Consider the following 22,404-nt stretch of genomic DNA (forward strand, 5'->3'; position numbering starts at 1 on the left):
GGAGAACAAAGGATGAAGATAATAAAGAGAGGGATAAATGCGGTGATACCGTTCCTGCTGGCAAATGTATATCTGCTGACAAGATGTCCGGAGTGGAATATACCACTCATGCCGCTTATAGTTGTGGTGTTCATAGCAGTATATGTACTGCTGACCGCGATGCCGCTTCTCGGTCTGAAGAATATACAGTCTAAGGGTATCAGAAGGTGTCAGAGGGGATGCGAGAATCTGTATTCTTTCCTGGCGGCAACGGTCATGTCTGTGGCTGTGCTGATACTAATGTTGGTGCATGTGATAGATGCCAGGGCATGGACGTGGAAGAACTGGGTTCTGTACATACTCACGGCGGTGGCTGTACTGGCGGTCACATTCTGGGTTGGAATAATAAGAATATATGTGTCATCCAGGCAGCTCGGTATCAAGTGGAGAGTGATCGGTATACTGTGCGGTTGGATTCCGGTGGTACATCTGATAGTCCTTGGCAAGCTGATAAGTCTGGCATCCGGTGAGGCGGCCTTGGAGAACGAGAAGCTGATACGGGATAAGGCAAGACAGGCGGACCGGGTCTGCGCCACCAGATACCCGATATTGATGGTACACGGAGTGTTCTTCAGGGATTTCAGGTATCTGAATTACTGGGGCAGGATCCCTGCGGCGCTTGAGGCAAATGGAGCTACCATATTCTACGGAAACCATCAGTCCGCCGCATCTGTGGCAGACTCCGGACGGGAGATAGCTGACAGGATACAGCAGATATTGAAGGAAACAGGATGCGGAAAGGTGAATATCATAGCCCATTCCAAGGGAGGCCTTGACAGCAGATATGCCATATCGAAGCTCGGCATGGCCCCTTATGTAGCATCACTCACAACGATTAACACTCCGCACAGGGGATGCGAATTTGCGGATTATCTTCTGGGCAAGATACCGGAGAAACAGCAGCAGACCGTGGCAAATGCCTACAATTCTGCACTCAAGAAGCTGGGTGACACAAACCCGGACTTCATAGCTGCGGTGACGGATCTCACGGCATCAGCGTGTGAAAACCTGAACAGAGAGCTCCCTGATCCGCAGGGGGTATACATACAGAGCACGGGTTCATGTATGAAGAAGCCTTCCGGCGGACGCTTCCCGCTCAACACCACCAATGCATTCGTAAAGCAGTTTGATGGTGAGAACGATGGACTTGTCGGATATGAATCTTTCAAATGGGGCTCAAACTTCATATATCTGAAGCCTCAGGGCAGGCGTGGAATCTCCCACGGAGACGTGATAGACCTGAACAGGGAAAATATAGATACATTTGATGTGAGGGAATTTTATGTGGAGCTTGTGAGTGACCTGAAGAGACGCGGTTTTTAGAAAATGCCCGGTGTTTTGTCTAATGTGAACAATAAAAAGTAAAAATCAGGTAATATTCAGGAAATGTATTGTGATATTGCACAATGACATTTGCCAAATAAAAAAATGTTTGGGCAGACTTTTGACGGAATTTGTATATAATAATATTTGTAACCCCCAATACATTATATAGTTTTGGCTACACCCCATAAAAGTAACAAAATACCTTCTCCAAAAGAGACAGTCGTTCGGTGACTGTCTCTTTTACTTTTGGTTAAAACAGAAATTGGGCAGGATGGTCTGATATGAGGCGATTCCTGCTGTATATTTGCAGCTAATATATGTTTTATCTTGTTGCCTAATCTCCCGAAAAGTATTAATATAAAAAAGAGTATGTGCAAGGGAGATTTTATTGTATGGTGGAAAAGAAGACCAATGGGCAGAAGATACATGATTATGTATATAATGTAAAGCCCATACTAAATAAAGGCGGACTGTTTGCGGACGGAAGCAAATATTATGTCAGCCCACAGGAGCCGGATGTGGATCAGGATGTGAATGTCAGATTCAGGACTACAGCCGATAATGTGGATGAAGTGTTCCTTATATATAATGAAGAAAAGATACAGATGACAAAGGAGAGTTCCAACAGAATATTTGACTTTTATACGGCAACGATACCTGGAGGTCTGCCATTCATAAGATATCATTTTGAGATACATTCGGGAAGGGTCACATGCTTTTATGACAAGCTGGGACCTACGAAGCAGAACGACAGAGAGTACGACTTTGAGATATGTCCGGGATTCAAGGTACCGGAGTGGGCAAAGGGTGCGGTATTTTATCAGATATTTGTGGACAGGTTCTGCAACGGGGATACTTCCAATGATGTGCTGGATAATGAGTACGCATATATAGGTACCGGTTCAGTTCAGGTAAAGGACTGGAATCAGAGGCCGAGCATCATGGATGTGGGACGTTTCTATGGCGGAGATCTCCAGGGTGTCAAGGATAAGCTTGATTATCTGCAGGATCTGGGAGTGGATGTAATATATCTGAACCCTATATTCGTATCACCATCCAACCATAAGTATGATATACAGGATTATGATTATGTCGATCCTCATTTTGGAAGGATCGTTGACGATGAGGGTGACTGCCTTCCGGGCGGATGCCTTGAGAACAAGCAGTCGTCGAGATATATCAACAGAGTTACAAATAAAAAGAATCTTGAGGCTAGCAATCAGCTCTTTGCCGAGCTGGTTGAGGAGATACACAAGCGTGGCATGAAGGTCATCCTGGATGGCGTGTTCAACCACTGTGGTTCATTCAACAAATGGATGGACAGGGAGTGTATATACGAGAATCAGGAGGGCTACGAGAAGGGTGCGTTTGTATCGAAGGATAGCCCTTACAACACTTTCTTCAAGTTTTACAATGACAATGCATGGCCGTACAATACAACATATGATGGCTGGTGGGGACATGACACTCTTCCAAAGCTCAACTATGAGGACTCGCCGAAGCTGGTTGAGTACATTATGAAGATAGCAAGGAAATGGGTGTCACCTCCGTATAATGCAGATGGATGGCGACTTGATGTGGCTGCGGATTTGGGACATTCCCCTGAGTACAATCACCAGTTCTGGCGGGAGTTCAGGAGAAATGTAAAAGAGGCTAATCCGAATGCCATTATTCTGGCGGAGCACTATGGTGATCCGAAGAGCTGGCTGAAGGGCGACCAGTGGGATACAGTCATGAACTACGATGCGTTCATGGAGCCTATCACATGGTTCCTCTGCGGTGTTGAGAAGCACAGCGACGAGTTCCGCGGTGACCTTCTGGGTAATTATGATGCGTTCAAGGGCGCGATGAACTATCACATGTCCAGATTCCTGAGACCATCGATAGACGTGTCCATGAATGAGCTGTCCAACCACGACCATTCCAGATTCCTCACGAGAACCAACAGAAAGGTCGGACGTCTTCACACCATGGGAGCGGATGCTGCCGATCAGGGCGTGGACAAGGGTATATTCAGACAGGCTGTAGTATTCCAGATGACATGGCCGGGCGCTCCTACCATATACTATGGCGATGAGGCCGGTGTGTGCGGATGGACAGATCCAGACAACAGAAGAACTTATCCATGGGGACACGAGGATCAGGAGCTTATACAGTTCCACAAGGATATGATAAAGATACACAAGTCGTATGAGGCACTTAAGTCGGGTTCGGTATTATATCTCCATGGCGGACATAAGATACTTTGCTATGGAAGATTTACGGACAACAAGCAGGTGGTAGTCATCATGAACACCAACTATGAGGATGTGGATCTGAAGCTTCATATCCGTCAGATAGGTGTGTACAACCACTCGATACTCAGAAGAGTCATGCTGACAAATGAAGAGGGGTACACGCTGGAGCCACAGGATTTCATGGTGGAGCACAACGTACTTACGATCAAAGCCCCTAAGATGAGCGCGATGGTGCTTGTTCGTGCCTGATGGCCGGAAGACAAAGATATACAAGACAAAGATATATGACATAAAAATATAAAAAAGTTCCTTTGGACGAATGATGTTATTGAAAGAATCATTTGCCGGGGAGCTTTTTTATTTGCAAGAGTAATGCTTGCACAGAAAATGGATTGAAAATGGAATTGCTTGCCCGTGTTATCGTCTAAATCTGCGGCGAGCCGAATTCTATGTTTGTCCATGACTTTGTAACGATCCAAGAAACACCATCCAAGAAACACAATTTAGAAAACAGATAGATTAAACTACAGGTTGGGTGAAAAATATAGGGAGATAGGGTATATTGGACAAAATAGTATTGTAAAGAAGGAGGCAGATAGAATATGAGAGTATTGCTTTTGCTTAGGGGATCTGCCGGTTGTGGCAAATCTACATGGATCGAGCAGAATGGATTAAAACCATACACACTTTCAGCGGACGACATCAGACTGCTTTGTCAGAGTCCGGTGCTGCAGGTGGATGGTACGAGAGGAATCAGTCAGAACAATGATGGTACGGTGTGGAAGACATTGTTCAGCCTTCTTGAGATCCGCATGCAGAAGGGCGAATTTACGGTGATAGATGCCACAAATTCCAAGACTTCGGAGATGAACAGATATAAGAATATGTGTGAGACGTACAGATACAGAATGTATTGTGTAGATTTTACAGATATACCTATAGAAGAGGTGAAGAGAAGAAATGCCGGGAGGGAAGAGTTCAAGAGGGTATCAGATGACGTTATTGACAAGATGTACTCCCGCTTTGCCACACAAAAGATCCCTTCGGGAATCACGGTCATAAAGCCGGACGAGCTTGACAGCATCTGGATGAAGAAGAGGGATTTCTCCCAGTATAAGAGGATCCATCACATCGGGGACGTTCACGGATGCTATACAGCGCTGATGAAGTATCTGGATGACAATGGCGGTATAAAGGATGATGAGTTCTATATATTTACAGGTGATTATATCGACAGAGGCGTGGAGAATGCGGAGGTTGTAAATTTCCTGATATCTATCACGGACAGGAAGAATGTTCTCATGCTTGAGGGCAATCACGAGAGATGGCTGTGGCTGTGGGCAAATGACTGCACCGGCAGGTCGAAGGAGTTTGAGCTTGTGACAAGACCAATCCTCGATGCTTCCGGAATCGACAAGAAGGAGGTGCGGAAGCTTTACAGAAGGTTTGGACAGTGTGCTTACTATAGCTACGGTGATAATGTATATCTGGTGACCCATGCGGGACTCAGTGTGATTCCCGACAATCTCACATTTGTGGCAACTGATCAGATGATACATGGAGTCGGAGCTTACAATGATTTCGAGAAGATCGCAGAGACATTCTACGGGAAGATGCCGGCGAATTACTATCAGATCCATGGACACAGGAACACCAAGCTGCTCCCGGTGCGGGTGAATGACAGAGTGTTCAACCTTGAGGGCAGAGTCGAGTATGGCGGGGAACTCAGATGCGTTCGGGTGGATGCTGATGGAATCCATGAGGTGGAGATCCACAACGATGTGTTCAAGGCACCTGAGATACAGGAGGAACAGACCGTTACCACAAGCTCTGTTGCAGATGTGATCATCTCCTTGCGGGGGAACAGGTACATACAGGAGAAGACATTTGGCAATATTTCGTCATTCAACTTCACGAGCAAGGCATTCAATGACAGGGTGTGGGATGAGCAGACCACAAGAGCAAGGGGCTTGTACATTGACACATTCAAGGGAAGAGTCGCAGCGAGGGCGTATGACAAGTTCTTTAATATCAATGAGCGCCCTGAGACAAAGTTTGATATGCTGCAGAATAAGCTGCAGTTTCCGGTGACTGCCTATGTCAAGGAGAACGGTTTCCTGGGACTCGTGAGCTACGATGAGTACAACGACGATCTGTTGATAGCGAGCAAATCCACCATAGAGGGACCATTCGCCGGCTGGCTGAAGGATATGATATATGAGAAGGTGACACCGGAGAATATAGAGAATATGAAGCGGTTTGCGAAGGACAATAATGTGACATTTGTATTTGAGTGTGTTGATATGAAGCATGATCCTCACATCATAGAGTACCCGGAGAGCAATCTGTATCTGCTTGATATAGTTTACAACCAGATAAACTATGCAAAGTATGATTACGATGCGATGTGTGATACAGCCCACCGGTTCGGCCTGACACCAAAGAAGAAGGCTTGCGAGCTTGCAACCTGGCAGGAGTTCTATGACTGGTATTATGATATCCTTGAGGATGATTACGAGTATAACGGCAGAGTCATAGAGGGGTTTGTCATCGAGGACAGCGACGGATATATGACAAAGCTCAAGCTTGCATACTACAATTTCTGGAAGTTTATGAGGACAATATCCCATGAGGCTATCAGAAACGGATATATCAAGAAGACATCGGCACTCACCACCCCTCTTGCAAATGAGTACTATGCGTGGGTGAGAAAGCTTCACGATACAGAGGATCCCGCAAATGTTCCGAGGGATATATGCACGCTTAGAAGATGGTTTTATAATGACATGAAGCAGGCGGAAGGCGATAGCCTGATATAGGTGATCATAAGAGATAACACGGTGAATGTTTGACGGGTTATGTTATATCATGGCAGCAGCCAGACATAGAAAATTATCCAGGCTGCTGCATATATTTACATGGTACGCTGAGTAGGAATGAGAGGTGATATTGTATGATATTTTATACGTCAGATCTTCATTTTGGACATGCAAATGCTATAAAATTTGATGAGAGACCATTTACAGATGTGGATGATATGGCTGATGGAATGATACATAACTGGAACAGCAGGGTAGGAAAGAATGATACAGTGTATATTCTCGGGGATTTCTGCTTTAAATTGAAAGATCCGGAGCCGATCCTTGCAAGACTTAAAGGACACAAGCGCCTCATCCTTGGCAATCACGATCAGGTAATAATGGGAAGTGAGAAGCTGCAGTCCTACTTCGACGATATACAGAAGATGGACTATGTGAGCGACAGAGGTAAGCTGATAGTTATGTGTCACTTTCCGATAGCTGAGTGGAATAAGAAGAAAAGCGGGGCATACCATTTCTATGGACATATCCACAAGAGCAGTCCTGAAGTGTACAGATTCATGACCGGCCAGGGACGTGCTTACAATGTAGGCTGCATGATCAACAACTACATGCCGTGCACCGCTGACGAGATCATCCGAAATAACGAGATATATCAAGCCAGATTACAGTCAGAGGCTAAATGATAAGAGGTATAAGGACGTATGTATATGTAACTGGCAACCTGTATTTTCAAGTTTTGTAATTCCACATGCTTCCAATAACTGCCGGAAGTAAAATCAGAATGCATCATGTAGCGAAAACATAGAAGTAAACGGAAAAGAAGGAATAAGGAGGAATTGTATAATTATGAAAATATTAAATGACATATAGTGTAATTTAATGCTATAAAAAACCAGCCCATAGGTGTTAACGAAAAAGTAGATTACCACCGTGTAGGCTTTTTGCGCTTTCCCGGATGGGCACAATCCCTCGTCAGCACCTATGGGCGTCCGTCTCAGCACCCATGGGCGCCCGGCAGTTAATTCTTGGAAGGCAGCGTAATGTAATTTCGATCCACCGCCTGGAACAGCTTCGGCCGGAAATTCTCCTTGGTAAGTTCGAATATGGAGTGTGACACCAGGAAGTAATAAGCCTCCACAGCCTGATCCACGTTGATACTCGTGATCTCCGGGCTGTTCAGGTATCCCTTGATGGCAACGGTGAGACCCATTACCAAATACTTACATATAATAAGAGGAGACAGCATAGGATTGTCAGGAATCTGATCCGTGTCAAATATCTTCAGGTGTTCCTTGAAGAAACTGGTGAACTGTTCGATCATGACCTGCTCAAAGCTGTTCTGCCCGGTTGTCTCAAAAAGCTTTCTGTAAAGCTTCGCTTCATTAATAATGTGTGTGAAGAGATATTTTATGGCCTCAAGGATCATGTTGTGCTCAAGCAGTACCTCCAGTTCCTTGGTCACCTCATTGTAGAGCATGTAATCCATCAGCTCATATTTGTCTTTAAAATATCTGTAGAATATCGGTCTTGATATTCCGACGTCTTCAGCGATCATCGTGACAGTGATCTTATCAAAGGAATATTCGTTTACAAGCTTTTTGAAGCTTTTGATAATTTTATCTTCAGTCTTTTCCTCGCTTGGATTAGGCACTTTCCCAAACCTCCCTCAGTTTATAATTTGTTTATAATCAATTTTGAATATGTGTTCAAACGTTTGTTACAGATTAGCATATTTGTAACAAAATGTAAACGTTTTCGTATTTTGGGTAGTTTATTTAAGAAATATCAGGTTGTATAATCCACCACAGAATAGAAAAAGGAGATGTTATGGCTATGTTAAAACTAGGAGAAAAGATAGTAAGTGCGAGGGTCGTAATACTGATTCTCAGCTTAGTTCTTCTCATACCAGCGGCATACGGTTATATCAAGACCAGGGTAAACTACGATATTCTGTCATATCTTCCGAAGGATATCGAGACCATGAAAGGTCAGGATATACTGGTTGACCAGTTCGGTACAGGAGCCTTCTCACTGTATGTGGTAGAGGGGATGGAAGACAAAGATGTATCCGCACTGAAATCAAAGATTGAAAAAGTAGACCATGTATCAAAGGTTATATGGTATGACAGCTTTGCAGACCTGTCAGTCCCAAAGGATATGCTTCCTGAAAGCCTTTATGATGCATTTAACAATGACGAAAAGAATGCCACAATGATGGCCATCATATTTGATGATACCACATCGGCGGACGGCACAATGGATGCCATCGAGGAGATAAGAAGCATATCAAACAAGCAGTGCTTCCTGTCCGGTATGTCAGCGGTTGTCGTCGATACCAAGAAGCTGTCAGAGAAGGAGACCCCGATATACGTACTTATAGCGGTTATCCTGAGTAGTATCATCCTGGCGATCACAATGGACTCTATCATGATCCCGGTACTCTTCCTTACAAGTATAGGAATGGCGATCGTGTACAACCTTGGATCAAATATCTTCATGGGTCAGGTATCATACATAACAAAGGCGCTGGCTGCGGTACTTCAGCTCGGAGTTACAATGGATTACTCCATATTCCTGTGGCACAGCTACAAGGCACAGCAGAAGGAATACACGGATAAGAAAGAGGCTATGGCACACGCCATCGCAGAGACAATATCATCAGTTGTGGGAAGTTCCATAACAACAGTTGCCGGATTCGTTGCACTGTGCTTCATGAGCTTTACCCTCGGACTTGACCTTGGTATCGTCATGGCAAAGGGTGTCGTACTCGGAGTTATCGCATGTGTAACGATACTTCCATCACTCATCCTTGTGTTTGACAAGGCGATAGAGAAGACAACACACAGAGTAATACTTCCAGAGTTCAAGGGAGTAGGAAAATTCATAGCTAAGCACTACAAAGTATTCCTTGTATTGTTCGTGATCATCCTGATCCCTGCAATATACGGATACAATCATACAAAGGTTTATTACAAGCTGGATTCATCACTTCCAGACAGCCTGGAGAGTGTTCAGGCCAACACAGAGCTGGCTGAGGCATTCAACATGAATTCAACACATATGATACTTGTCACAAATGATCAGAGTGACAAGGACACAAGAAACATGATGTCAGATATCGAGAACATCGATGGAGTTAAGTTCTGTCTCGGACTTGACAGCATCATTGGAGCAGGTATTCCAACCGACTTCATACCTTCAGATGTCACAGAGGCGCTCAAGAGCGATGACTGGCAGCTGATACTCGTCGGATCAGAGTACGAGGTTGCTTCAGATGAGGTTAACAATCAGTGTACAGAGATCGATAATACCATCGATTCATACAACGAGAAGAACATGCTGGTTGGTGAGGCTCCTTGTACAAAGGATCTTATCACTATAACAGATAAGGATTTCGCATCTGTAAGTACAGTATCCATCGGAGCGATATTCATTATCATCCTCTGTGTATTCGGTTCAATATCACTGCCAATCGTACTTGTGGCAGTCATAGAGTTTGCGATATTCATCAATATGGGTATCCCATGCTTCACCGGAACAGAGATACCGTTCATAGCTTCAATAGTTATCGGTACTATCCAGCTCGGCGCGACGGTTGATTACGCCATACTGATGACAACGAAGTACAAGAGAAACAGACTGAACGGATACAGAAAGTTTGACGCCGTGGCAACAGCATGCCAGAAGTCAGTACAGTCCATAGTTGTCAGTGCACTTTCATTCTTCGCTGCAACATTTGGCGTAGGTCTTTACTCAGATATAGATATGATCAGCGCGCTGTGTACACTTATGGCTCGTGGAGCACTAATAAGTATGTGTGCAGTTATCCTGATGCTTCCATCAGCACTGATGCTCTTCGATAAGGTCATCATGTTCAGATACAGGAAGAACCTGATGGATGGACCATCAGCGAAGGTTAGCGATGAGGACACTGCAGCCACTCAGGCATAGCAGTTATAAAAAGATGTAACTACGGAACTTTTGTAATCTATGAAAAGAGGTAATAATATGATCAAATGGAAGAAATATATATGCGTTGCATTATCAGCAGTTATGATGGCATCACTGGCAACAGGATGCGGAGATACAAATGACAGCTCATCCTCAGACAAGGCCGAGGCTACAACCGAGAGCGAGTCAGACACACTTCAGGATGCACTTACATCTGAGATATCCAAGGATGGCGCATCTGACGCAGACAAGGAAGAGACAGTATATGTCCTTGCCGATGCAAATGGAAATGCAAATGACGTTACAGTCAGCACATGGCTGAAGAACTCAGACGGTGCAGAGGGACTCAACGACAAGACAAACCTCACAGACATCCAGAACGTGAAGGGCTATGAGGAATACAAGGACAACGGCGATGGCACTATAACATGGGCTGCAAATGGATCAGATATCTACTATCAGGGCAAGTCAAATGAGGAGCTCCCTGTAGATGTAAAGATAACATACAAGCTTGACGGCGAGGAGATAGAGCCTTCAGAGCTTGCAGGCAAGAGCGGTAAGGTCACCATCAGATTTGATTATACCAACAACACCAAGAAGACAGTCGCAGTGGACAGCAAGAATACAGAGGTCATCTCACCATTTGTAATGCTCTCAGGAATGATCCTTCCTGTAGATAAGTTCTCAAACGTTCAGGTTGAGAATGGTAAGGTCATCTCAGAGGGAAGCAACCAGATCGTAGTCGGATATGCAGTTCCTGGATTCAAGCAGTGCTTACAGGATGGTATAAATGACAGCAAGATAGAGACAGCACTTGATAACATAGATGTACCTGATTATGTTGAGGTTACAGCGGATGTCACAGACTTCGAGCTCTCAATGACCATGACGGTTGCAGCAAGTGACCTTCTTGGATCAAGCGCAGAGGATGCCATAGACGAGGTTAAGGATAAGGCTGATGTCAGCTCACTCACAGACAGTGTGGATCAGCTCGGTGATTCTGCAGATCAGCTCGAGGAGGGTTCAGGAAAGATCACAAATGGTCTGGAGACTCTGAAGGATGGTACTTACTCACTGAAGAAGGGCGCTGACACACTGGCAGACGGTGCAGCTTCACTTGAGACTTACACAAGCCAGCTTGCAGCAGGTACTTCACAGATATCAACAGCCATGGGAACTCTGGACGATGGAATCAAGTCTATAAAGGATGGTTCATCAGCTCTCAACGATGGTGCAAAGACACTGGCAACTGGAGCTAAGACAGTAGATACAAGTGTTGGCACACTCAAGAGCGGAGCTGACAAGCTGAACAGTGGTGCAAATAAACTTCAGGCAGGCTTTGAGGGAACGGACAGCAATCCTGGACTTTCCAAGGGCGCAAGCTCACTGGCATCAGGAGCAAGCAATGCATATGCAGGTTCACAGGCACTTGCAAAGGGCGCTACAGAGCTCAATAATGGTGTGAACACATTGATCACCATGCTGACAGGAATGCCATCACAGATCGTAAGCCAGGCTCAGTCAAATGTATACAGCCAGCTCGGCGGTTCCATAACAAGCGAGGCCGGAATAGATGCGGCTATGTCACAGCTTGAAGGAGCACTTGCATTAGGTAAGACTACTCTGGATGCGGCAAAGGGCGATGGAACATACGATGCATATTTTGCACAGTACACAGGCCTTGCAAAGGCAAAGGGTGCTCTCAATGCGATCGATCAGATAGGAACGACCCTCACAGCTACTTTGACTTCAGAGGAGACAACAGCACAGATAACAGCATTACAGCAGGGTGCTGAGACACTGGATACCAAGATGGGCGAGTTGTCAACAGGACTCAAGACCATCAGTGACGGTGCTTCAAGCATTTCAACAGGAATCGATTCCGCATATGCAGGTGTCAAGGCAATCGCAAAGGGAACCGGAGATCTCTCAAGAGGTGCAGCAGCACTCAAGAAGGGTACAAAGACTCTCAGCGATGGAGCAGCTACAATATCAACAAATATGAACACACTGTATCAGGGAAGCTTAACACTGGCAAATGGAAGCAGCCAGTTAAAGACAGCGGCAGGAACTCTTGATTCAAGTGCAGGCCAGATCGCAGCAGGAGCAAAGACCCTCAGTGATGGAGCATCACAGCTTGACAGCGGAAGCAAGACTCTGGATGACGGAGCAAAGGAGCTTGTAACAGGTTCAAAGACTCTCAGCGATGGAATGAAGCAGTTCAACGAAGAGGGTATCAAGAAGATCACAAAGCTGTTTGCAGGCAACTATCAGGCAGACATTGATTATATAGAGGCACTCTTCTCAGACGATACAACTTACACAAGTTTCACAGGTACGATCGATGGTACAAAGAGCACAGTTAAGTTCATATATGAGACAGGTGCGATCAAGTCTGACGCTGAAAAATAAGCGAAAAAACAATGAAAATCTTCGTGTTGACTTTACTGTAGCCTTAGGTTATAGTATAAGCGTCCGTGAGGATAATGGTAACATTTACTATAGTTTAGGAGGATTAGAACATGTTTGATAAGGTTAAGGCAATATTCGAGGAGCAGTTAGGAGTTTCACAGGACGAGATGAAGCTTGACACAAACTTCAAGGATGATCTTGGTGTTGATTCACTTGATCTTTACGAGATCGTTATGAAGCTTGAGGATGAGTTCGATGTTGAGATCCCTGCTGAGGAGCTCGATGACGTAGCTACATTTGAGGACGTACTTAACTACCTTAAGAGCAAGGGTGTTGAGGAGTAATATTGCTAACTGAACAGATTGGACTGTTTTGAATACATTTGTTATTCAAAGTTGTCATGTATCGGACATGACATAACTTTGGTAGCCAGCCAGGACATGAGTCCTGACTGACCATCCAAGGTTATATATATTATATGAGAGTTGATTTACAGCAGATGCTTTGAGCCGTGGGGCTTGATGGCATGTGCTTTTTTTGTGCGTTAATACACCGCCAAGCGACACCGGCATCTCCGAGCTTGCTCGGTAGATGTCGGTGTCATTTGGCGGTTAAGCGGTACATGAAACACCGAAGGCCGGCAGGCCGGAGTGTGAATGTACTGCGTCAGGTTGCGGGAGCACGAAGTGCGGAGCAACCTGGGGTATTAACGCACATAGTATTCGTGAGCCGTGCGACACAATCATCTCCGAGCTTGCTCGGTAGATGATTGCGTCATTAAACGCACATGCGGCATCTTGACCTTGCGATTTTGCGAGGCATGGCATATAATAGCAAATGACTTGTGATTTCAAAAGCCTGCATAGTGGCAGGATAGATATAAATATAGAAAATAAAGGTTAAAAGAAAGGAAAAAAGAAATGGGTAAGACAGCAGTTATATTCCCAGGTCAGGGCGCACAGTATGTGGGCATGGCAAAGGATTTTTATGACAGTTTTGAGGACAGCAAGAAGGTATTTGACGAGGCAGATGACGTTCTGGATATAGAGCTTAAGAAGATCTGTTTCGAGGAGAACGATGACATCAACAAGACAGAGTACACACAGCCGGCCATGGTTGCTGCAGAGGTTGCCATATATGAGCACCTGAAGAACGCAGGTCTCAAGGCTGATGTATTTGCAGGACTCTCACTCGGTGAGTACAGCGCACTTGTTGCAGCAGGAGCCATGACTCTCGCTGACGGCATCAAGACAGTTAGAAGAAGAGGTATCCTCATGCAGAACGAAGTACCTCTCGGAATGGGCGGAATGGCAGCAGTCATAGCAATGGACGCTGACAAGATTGCCGAGGTATGTGAGAACACACCTGGCAAGGTACAGATAGCAAACTACAACTGTCCTGGACAGATCGTTATATCAGGTGAGGCAGAGGCTGTTAAGGCAGCATCAGCAGCACTTGCAGAGGCTGGAGCCAAGAGAGTTATCCCACTCAACGTAAGTGGTCCTTTCCACTCACAGATGCTTGTTCCAGCAGGAGAGAAGCTTTATGACTTCCTTCAGGGCGTGGATGTTGCAGAGGGATTTGCTCCTTACTACTGCAATGCAGACGCAGAGGAGATCACAGACGCAGCCAAGGTAAAAGAGCTTCTGAAGAGACAGGTGTACTCATCAGTAAGATGGCAGCAGACAATAGAGAACATGATAGCTGACGGTGTTGACACATTTATCGAGGTCGGCCCGGGCAAGACTCTCACAGGCTTCATGAAGAAGATCAACAGAGAGGTAAAGAGTATAAATATTGCAACTGTAGACGATTTAGCGAAATTGGAGGAACTGAATGCTTAAGGACAAGGTAGCAGTGGTAACAGGTGCCGGAAGAGGTATCGGACGTGAGATAGCAAAGACATTTGCCGGATACGGCGCAAAGGTAGTAGTAAACTTCAACGGCTCAGAGGAGCGCGCAAACAGCCTGGTTGAGGAGGTCAAGGCAGCAGGCGGAGAGGCAGTTGCATTCAAGGCAAATGTTGCAGATTTCGCTGAGGCTGAGGCACTCATGAAGTTCGCAGTTGCTACATATGGAAGAATAGATATTCTCGTGAACAATGCGGGAATCACAAGAGACAATCTTGTACTTGGAATGAAGGAGGCTGATTTCGACGATGTTATCAATATCAACCTCAAGGGTACATTCAACTGTATCAAGCATGTGTACAGAACCATGATGAAGCAGAAGTACGGACGTATCATCAACATGTCATCCGTAGTAGGTATAGAGGGAAATGCTGGACAGGTGAACTACGCAGCATCCAAGGCTGGTGTTATAGGTATCACCAAGTCTATAGCCAAGGAGCTCGGAAGCCGTGGAATCACAGCGAACGCCATCGCTCCTGGATTCATCAAGACAGACATGACAGATGCACTCTCAGACAAGGCAAAGGAGGCTATGCTTGACCATATCACAGTCAAGAGACTTGGTGAAGTATCAGACATCGCTGAGACAGCAGCATTCCTTGCTTCAGATAATGCATCATACATAACAGGTCAGGTCATCAAGGTTGACGGCGGCATGAGCCTGTAGGATATACAGATCACGATCTGGAATAATACAAATAGAAAACAGGGTATCGCAACAATGTTGTGATACCCTGTATCTGTAATATGAACATTATAAAGTTATGTTTTATTTCTTGTTCAGTTTGGAGAATTCCTTTGCAAGCCCAAGAAGCTGTGCATGCTGATGTTCTGTCAACTGGGTTGTATCAATATACTTGGCACTTGAATCATCCCCTTTGAGAAGATAATCAGTGGAGCAGTTGAAATATTCAGCGATGCGGAGAATCATGCTCACAGACGGGTCGATGGAATTGTTCTCCCAATTGCTTATAGTCTGGAATGCCACTGATAACTCCCCTGCAAGCTCTTTCTGTGTCATCTTGTTCGCGGTGCGCAGTGTTCTTAATTGTTCACCTATCATAATAATCAGAGCTCCTTTAAATCCAAAAAAACGTAGTGACCCTCACTAATTAATAATAGCTGAATGGTATTGGGTTTACAAAAGATAAAACTATACTTATAATAGAAAAATGGCTTTTTTTGTCATATTTTGGGCATTTGTTATTGATCAGATGTACTCTGATAGTAATGTGTGCATGCCAGGTTGTTTTGATTCGTACAAATGTCATAATAAATCATTACAACAATTCTAGTACGTTGATTTTTCAACATACTAGAATACTAAAAAGTGGAATAATACTATAAGCGAACAATATATCAGAATATATCAGGAGGTAACGAACATGGGAATCATGAAGAATATCGCACAGTCAGAGGTACTTAAGCTCAAGGATCAGGTGGCATATCAGGAGGGACAGGTCGTAAGTAAGACACTTGCCCAGAATGTATGCATGAGTATAACCTTATTTGCATTTGACAAGGATGAGGAGATCAGCACACACGAGTCTGACGGAGATGCATTTGTGACATGCCTTGACGGTGTGGGCGAGGTGACAATAGACGGTGTCAAGTATGAACTCCACGAGGGCGAGTCAATAGTAATGCCTGCAAAGCATCCACATGCCGTATACGGCAAGGAGCAGTTCAAGATGCTTCTGGTGGTTGTGTTCCAGTTGTAATTGAATCACGGAGAAAACCAATGAAAAAAGCAATTGTGTTATTGATCGTAATGGTGTGTCTGGCAGCCGGAATATGGGGAATCTTCATGCTGAGAGGCAGCGCGGGGAAAGCCGGGGACCACGTAGAAAATGACAATGGAAATACAGGCGTAGCTGCTGATGTCACGGAGAGCGGAACTACGACAGAAGAGCAGACCGCGGATAGCCAGGAAACGACGGAGGTGACCGAGGAGGAGAAGCCGAGTCTGGTGGATGAGACACTTGCTGGGATGACGCTTCATGAAAAGGTCTGTCAGATGATGTTTGTGACTCCGGAGGAGCTCACGGGAGAGGACGGCGTGACAGTGGCAGGGGATGCGACCAGACAGGCTCTGGAGAATTATCCTGTTGGCGGTATCGTGTACTTTGCGAAGAACCTTGAGAGTCAGGATCAGGTGAAGGAGATGATCGACAACTCCCAGAAGTACAGCAGTATAGGATTATTTGTGGCGACCGACGAGGAGGGCGGCGTGGTAAACCGCCTGATGGATACTGTCGGAACCACATATATAGGCTCCATGTACTATTACAAGGACGACGGAGACGAAACGGCATATGAGAACGCATACACCATAGCAAATGATATGTCGGCGCTTGGCTTCAATCTCGACTTTGCGCCGGTGGCGGACGTGTGGTCGAACCCAGACAATACGGTTATCGGCGAGCGCGCATACAGTGATGACTACGCTCAGGCGGCAGAGCTCGTTGGAAATGCAGTGAAGGGCTTCAACGACGGAGGAGTCATGTGCACCCTGAAGCATTTCCCGGGGCATGGAGACACGGCGGAGGACTCACATTATAGCAGTGCCTATGTGCATAGAACAAAGGAAGAGATTATGGCGGATGAGATGCAGCCGTTCAGGTCGGGTATAGAGGCGGGGGCAGAATTTGTCATGGTCGGACATCTGATCGTCCCGGATATAGACGAGGTTCCAGCCACTCTCTCATACAAGATAGCGACCGGTATTCTCAGGGATGAACTGAAGTTTGAAGGAGTTGCCATAACCGATTCATTTGAGATGGAATCCATAGCGGACAATTACAGTGTGGATGATGCGGTGGTGATGTCGGTAAAAGCCGGAATGGATATGATACTGCAGCCGAAGGATATGGCGTCGGCGGTGAATTCCATAGAACAGGCAGTGGCGGACGGCGAGCTGTCAGAGGACAGGATAGACGAGAGCGTCCGAAGGATACTCACCCTGAAGGAGAGCCGCGGACTGCTCAAATAGCAAACTATGTAGTAATCAAAACTATTTAACCTTGTTATATATATTACATTGTGGTAAAATTATTTTTATCTGGGGTGCAAAAATGCACTGTCAGCAGATAGAATGAAAAATACGAGGTATGAGATGAAAAGAGTAGTTGTAACAGGCATGGGTGCTGTGACACCTATAGGAAACAGTGTAGAAGAATTCTGGGATAATATAAAGAAGAATACAGTTGGTATCGGAGAGATCACAAAGTTTGATGTCAGCGATTACAAGTGCAAGCTTGCTGCTGAGGTGAAGAACTTTGATCCAAAGCAGTATATGGATCCAAAGGCGGCAAGACGTATGGAGCCATTTTGTCAGTATGCCATAGCAGCTACAGGCGAGGCGATCAAGGATGCAGGTCTTGACCTTGAGAAGGAAGACAGAACAAGGATCGGAACATGTATAGGAAACGGACTTGGCGGTGTGGCAACCATAGAGAAGGAGCACAAGAAGGTTGTAGAGGGCAAAGCGAACAGAGTCAGTGTAATGATGGTTCCTATGATGATATCCAACATGGCTGCGGGCAATGTTGCAATACAGTTTGGCCTTGAGGGCAAATGTACTGACATAGTTACAGCCTGTGCCACAGGAACAAACTCTATAGGAGAGGCTTACAGATATATACAGGCAGGAGAGGCCGATGTCATGGTTGCAGGTGGTGCAGAGTCACCTATCTGTGAGACAAATGTATCAGGATTTATCTCAATGACAGCACTTTCAAGTGCAGAGGATCCTATGAGAGCGTCCATACCATTTGACAAGGACAGATGTGGATTCGTAATAGCAGAGGGCGCAGGAGTTGTTGTACTTGAGTCACTTGAGCATGCTCAGGCGAGAGGTGCCCAGATCCTGGCTGAGGTAGTCGGATATGGTTCAACCTGTGATGCATATCACATCACATCCCCTAAGGAGGATGGAAGTGGTGCAGGACGTGCCATGAAGCTTGCCATGGAGGAGGCCGGAATCACACCTGCTGACGTTGACTACATCAACGCACATGGAACAAGTACCCATCACAATGACCTCTTTGAGACAAGAGCCATCAAGTATGCTATGGGCGATGACGCATACAACGTGAACATCAATTCCACAAAGTCCATGATAGGACATCTGTTTGGAGCTGCCGGAGCAGTTGAGTTCATAACATGTGTGAAGTCCATAGAGGATTCATACATCCATCCAACAGTTGGTCTCCGCGAGACAGAGGGTGAGATGGATCTCAACTACACCATGGGCGAGGGTGTACACAAGGATATTACATATGCGCTCAGCAACTCACTGGGATTTGGCGGACACAACGCAAGTATACTTGTGAAGAAGTTCGAGGCATAATACAGGCAGGATTACTGATAATTACATATAACAGGAAAACATCACTTCGGACACAGGAGTGATGTTTTTTTGTGCGCTGTCCCAGGTTAATAAAATAAATATTTGGGGGACATAAACTAATAAAACCACAAAACAACACAAAAAAACATGAAAAACAAATGAAAACCAGAAAAACCCACAAAATGTGTTGACAATCCCACATGGCGTGGCTATGATACAAAGCAAAACAGAAGCGCGTATCTGATTTTAGAGTGCAAAGGGGCACGGAGATAGAACTGTAAAGTTTCATCTCTGTGCCCCTTTTGTTTTAACAGGGAAATCTTTTGGAGGTGGAATATGGCTACTAAATCAAGCATTATGGACACTAACAGCTACAGTGATGACTACAGTTCACTGCTCAGTAACACGACAAGGGATATGATAAACCGCCGTGAGAAATGGATGGGTGGCGCATACAGACTTTTCTATAGAAAGCCGGTCAACCTTGTGAGAGGACAGGGACAGTACCTCTGGGATGCAGAGGGGAATAAATATCTGGACATGTACAACAATGTGGCAGGAATCGGTCATTGCCATCCTGCTGTGGTCGAGGCAGTTACAGAGCAGATGAAGCTTTTAAATACCCACACACGTTATCTGCATGAGAGGATCATTGATTACAGTGAGGATCTGCTGAAGATGATGCCGGACGAGATAGACAAGATAATGTTCATGTGTACCGGTTCTGAGGCAAATGACCTGGCACTTAGAGTGGCACAGGAATACACGGGCGGCACCGGAATCATAGTTTCAAGGGAGGCGTACCACGGAACAAGTGCTCTGACATCGGGATGTTCACCAGCCCTTGGAAGCGAGCAGCCACTGCTTCCGAATGTAAGACTCATTGAGACACCTGACTATTACAGACATGGCGGTACACCTGAGGAGTTCACCGCATGGTACTCAGGGGAGATGCAGAAGAAGATCGATGAGCTGGAGGCAGCAGGATATAAGTTCTCATGCTTCCTTGCAGATTCTATATTCTCATCAGATGGAGTACATCCGAATCCGGTCGGTTTCCTGAAGGCGGCCATCGATGTGGTACATAAGAATGGCGGTGTATTCATCGCCGATGAGGTACAGCCGGGATTTGCAAGAACGGGAGATGCGTTCTGGGGATTTGCCAGACATGGAATCATACCTGACATGGTGACAACAGGAAAGCCTATGGGTAACGGAATCCCGATCTCAGGACTTGCCGCCAAGCATGAGGTACTCGCCGCATTCAGCGACAAACTTCCATATTTCAATACATTTGGAGGAAATCCAGTGGCTATCGCAGCCGCACAGGCTGTGCTTAATGTCATAAAAGAAGAAAAGCTGCAGGAGCATTGCAAGGTGGTCGGTGCAAAGCTTCTGAAAGCATTGCAGGAGGTAAAGGACAGACATCCTGATTCTGTGGGAGACGTCAGAGGCGCAGGCCTGTTCATTGGATTTGAGCTTGCGAAGAATGACGGCAAGAAGACTCCGGATCAGCAGAAGGCACTGGATGCCATCGAACTTCTGCGAGACAACAATGTACTGACTTCTGTTGCAGGCCCTTATGGAAATGTCTTAAAGCTTCGTCCGCCTATGGCATTCCAGGAGTGCGATATCGACTGGATAGCATCAACCCTCGATAAATGTCTGCATCAGCTTGAGTCATAGATAACACACGAAAAGGAGGAAGAATTATGAAAAAGAAGATTTGCTCAATACTTTTGGCAGCCGCACTGGCACTTACGGTGACTGCATGTGGAAGCTCTGGAGGAAGTACAGATGGGAGCACACAGGCAGTGACAACAAGCTCTGAGTCCAAGACGGACAAGGACACACTGGTGATCCTGGGAGCAGAGAACTGGCAGGCATCACTCAGCCCACTGAAGCACACTTCCACGATGATGCTTCACGCAGAGGCCATAGCTCTGGAACATCTACTGGTCATGGATGAGAAGACACAGGAGCCACAGCCTAATCTTGCTACTGAGTGGTCATATGACGACAGTCAGACAGTCTTGACGGTCAAGCTTCGTGAGGGCGTAAAGTTCCACGACGGTTCAGACTTTACCGCAGAGGATGCCGCAGCATCATGTGAGGCATATTCAAGCTCACAGAACGTATCCGGTTCATGGTGGGCAGATGAGTTAAAGTGTAAGGTCATCGACGATTATACATTTACCATAACTCCGGCATCGGGAAAGCCTCTTGGCTCTCTGGTCAACATGCTTTGTTCAACTCCGATAATGTCTGCTGACGATCTTGCAGATCCTGAGAACACTCTGGATAAGAGATACAACGGAACCGGCCCATACAAGATGGTAAGCTTTGAGAACGATACAGCGACATATGAGCTGTTCGACGATTACTGGGGAACTCTTCCTAAGATAAAGAAGATCGAGTACAAGTACGTTGCGGATGCCACAACACGTCTGTCAGCATTGCAGTCAGGTGAGGCCGATGTCATCGAGCGTGTTGATTCCGATGCGGTGTCTGTGCTTGAGTCAGACAGCAATATCGTGGTTGACAAGTTCCTCACCACAGAGTGTAAGCACCTTATTCCAAAGTTCAAGATGCCGCCTATGAATGAGAAGCTCGTCAGAAAGGCGATAGCCTACGCGATCGATTATGACGGAATCGTAAATGATATATTTGGCGGATATGCAGAGAAGGCAGACAGCTTTATCTCCTCAACTATATGGGGGTACAAGGCTGTAGGTGGTGTCGGCGAGTACGATCCTGAGAAGGCTGCAGAGTGCCTGAAGGAAGCCGGCTATGAGAATGGCGAGGGCCTTCCAGAGCTCAACATCTACACATCCGTTGGTTTTTACCCTAAGACAAAGGAATATTACGAGTACATTGCAGCTTGTTTACAGGCTGTCGGTATCAACTGTAAGGTCGTTCCACTTGATACTTCATCATGGGGCGATGTGTTATATGAAGAAACTCCTTGCTACATGATCGACTGTGGATGGCAGCCATCAGGAATCGAACCTGAGCTGAAGCTGAATTCATGGTATGCAGCAGGTCGAATCAGTCACTATGAGCCTACGGCAGAGCTTCAGGACATCATGGACAGATTCGCAACTGAGACAGACCCAGATAAGAGAAAGCAGATCCTTCAGGACGAGTACCTTCCGGCCCTGGCAGAGGAGATGCCTGATATCCCTATCATCAAGTCCATGACTATCTTCGGAGTAAGATCAAATGTCAAAGGTCTTGAGTACACAAGTGGTGCAGATTATATCTTCACAAATGTCACAAAAGAGTAAGCGCATAGCAATATATTAGATTCACAAAAAGGGGCTGCATGTGTAAGGATACAGCATGTGGCCCTTTTT

Annotated in this window: 16 protein-coding genes; 14 read left to right on the plus strand and 2 right to left on the minus strand. The window is 45.8% G+C overall.

Annotated elements, in window-relative coordinates:
* Positions 1-12 precede the first annotated feature (12 nt).
* From DW159_RS09050 to DW159_RS09065, 4 genes are all read left to right on the plus strand, one after another.
* The gene (locus tag DW159_RS09050; protein ID WP_117550176.1) at positions 13-1,362 is read left to right on the plus strand and encodes an esterase/lipase family protein; all 1,350 of its coding nucleotides are present in this window, start codon (positions 13-15) and stop codon (positions 1,360-1,362) included.
* Between the two features lie 395 nt (positions 1,363-1,757).
* Positions 1,758-3,851, plus strand: coding sequence for a glycoside hydrolase family 13 protein (locus tag DW159_RS09055; protein WP_117550178.1), 2,094 nt, complete (start codon positions 1,758-1,760; stop codon positions 3,849-3,851).
* Between the two features lie 353 nt (positions 3,852-4,204).
* Entirely contained in the window at positions 4,205-6,421 is a 2,217-nt protein-coding gene (locus tag DW159_RS09060) for an RNA ligase (protein WP_117550180.1), read from the plus strand.
* A 134-nt stretch (positions 6,422-6,555) separates the two neighbouring features.
* Entirely contained in the window at positions 6,556-7,107 is a 552-nt protein-coding gene (locus DW159_RS09065; protein WP_022216994.1) for a metallophosphoesterase family protein, read from the plus strand.
* Between the two features lie 335 nt (positions 7,108-7,442).
* Here the strand turns inward: DW159_RS09065 and DW159_RS09070 are convergent, their stop codons facing one another.
* A complete protein-coding gene (locus tag DW159_RS09070) occupies positions 7,443-8,075 on the minus strand; it encodes a TetR/AcrR family transcriptional regulator (RefSeq protein WP_117550182.1) in 633 nt (210 codons plus the stop codon).
* A 182-nt stretch (positions 8,076-8,257) separates the two neighbouring features.
* Between DW159_RS09070 and DW159_RS09075 the strand changes: the two genes are divergently transcribed.
* From DW159_RS09075 to fabG, 5 genes are all read left to right on the plus strand, one after another.
* Positions 8,258-10,375 carry an efflux RND transporter permease subunit gene (locus DW159_RS09075; protein ID WP_117550577.1) on the plus strand — a complete coding sequence of 706 codons (2,118 nt, stop codon included), beginning with the start codon at positions 8,258-8,260 and terminating at the stop codon, positions 10,373-10,375.
* Positions 10,376-10,432: 57 nt separating this feature from the next.
* Positions 10,433-12,787, plus strand: coding sequence for a hypothetical protein (locus DW159_RS09080; RefSeq protein ID WP_117550184.1), 2,355 nt, complete (start codon positions 10,433-10,435; stop codon positions 12,785-12,787).
* 110 nt (positions 12,788-12,897) lie between these two features.
* Complete coding sequence (acpP, locus tag DW159_RS09085; RefSeq protein ID WP_022216990.1) at positions 12,898-13,131, plus strand: acyl carrier protein; 234 nt, start codon at positions 12,898-12,900, stop codon at positions 13,129-13,131.
* A 576-nt stretch (positions 13,132-13,707) separates the two neighbouring features.
* Positions 13,708-14,631, plus strand: a complete 924-nt coding sequence (gene fabD / locus DW159_RS09090) for an ACP S-malonyltransferase (protein ID WP_117550186.1) — start codon at positions 13,708-13,710, stop codon at positions 14,629-14,631.
* Entirely contained in the window at positions 14,624-15,364 is a 741-nt protein-coding gene (fabG, locus tag DW159_RS09095; RefSeq protein ID WP_117550188.1) for a 3-oxoacyl-[acyl-carrier-protein] reductase, read from the plus strand. Before fabD ends, fabG begins: the two co-directional genes overlap by 8 nt.
* Positions 15,365-15,466: 102 nt before the next feature.
* Here the strand turns inward: fabG and DW159_RS09100 are convergent, their stop codons facing one another.
* On the minus strand, positions 15,467-15,760 hold the full coding sequence (locus tag DW159_RS09100) for a helix-turn-helix domain-containing protein (protein ID WP_015534624.1): 294 nt from the start codon (positions 15,758-15,760) through the stop codon (positions 15,467-15,469).
* A 322-nt stretch (positions 15,761-16,082) separates the two neighbouring features.
* Between DW159_RS09100 and DW159_RS09105 the strand changes: the two genes are divergently transcribed.
* The 5 genes from DW159_RS09105 to DW159_RS09125 all read left to right on the plus strand — a co-directional run bounded on the left by DW159_RS09105 (position 16,083) and on the right by DW159_RS09125 (position 22,335).
* Positions 16,083-16,418: a cupin domain-containing protein gene (locus DW159_RS09105; protein ID WP_022216987.1), complete on the plus strand. Its 336-nt coding sequence runs from the start codon at positions 16,083-16,085 to the stop codon at positions 16,416-16,418.
* 20 nt (positions 16,419-16,438) lie between these two features.
* On the plus strand, positions 16,439-17,689 hold the full coding sequence (locus DW159_RS09110; RefSeq protein WP_117550190.1) for a glycoside hydrolase family 3 protein: 1,251 nt from the start codon (positions 16,439-16,441) through the stop codon (positions 17,687-17,689).
* 123 nt (positions 17,690-17,812) lie between these two features.
* Positions 17,813-19,048 carry a beta-ketoacyl-ACP synthase II gene (gene fabF, locus DW159_RS09115; RefSeq protein ID WP_022216985.1) on the plus strand — a complete coding sequence of 412 codons (1,236 nt, stop codon included), beginning with the start codon at positions 17,813-17,815 and terminating at the stop codon, positions 19,046-19,048.
* Between the two features lie 336 nt (positions 19,049-19,384).
* Positions 19,385-20,734: an aspartate aminotransferase family protein gene (locus tag DW159_RS09120; RefSeq protein WP_015534628.1), complete on the plus strand. Its 1,350-nt coding sequence runs from the start codon at positions 19,385-19,387 to the stop codon at positions 20,732-20,734.
* Between the two features lie 26 nt (positions 20,735-20,760).
* Entirely contained in the window at positions 20,761-22,335 is a 1,575-nt protein-coding gene (locus DW159_RS09125; protein ID WP_015534629.1) for an ABC transporter substrate-binding protein, read from the plus strand.
* Positions 22,336-22,404 lie beyond the last annotated feature (69 nt).

The sequence above is a fragment of the Coprococcus sp. AM14-16 genome (genome assembly GCF_003434675.1).
Taxonomy (GTDB): Bacteria; Bacillota; Clostridia; order Lachnospirales; family Lachnospiraceae; genus Coprococcus; species Coprococcus aceti.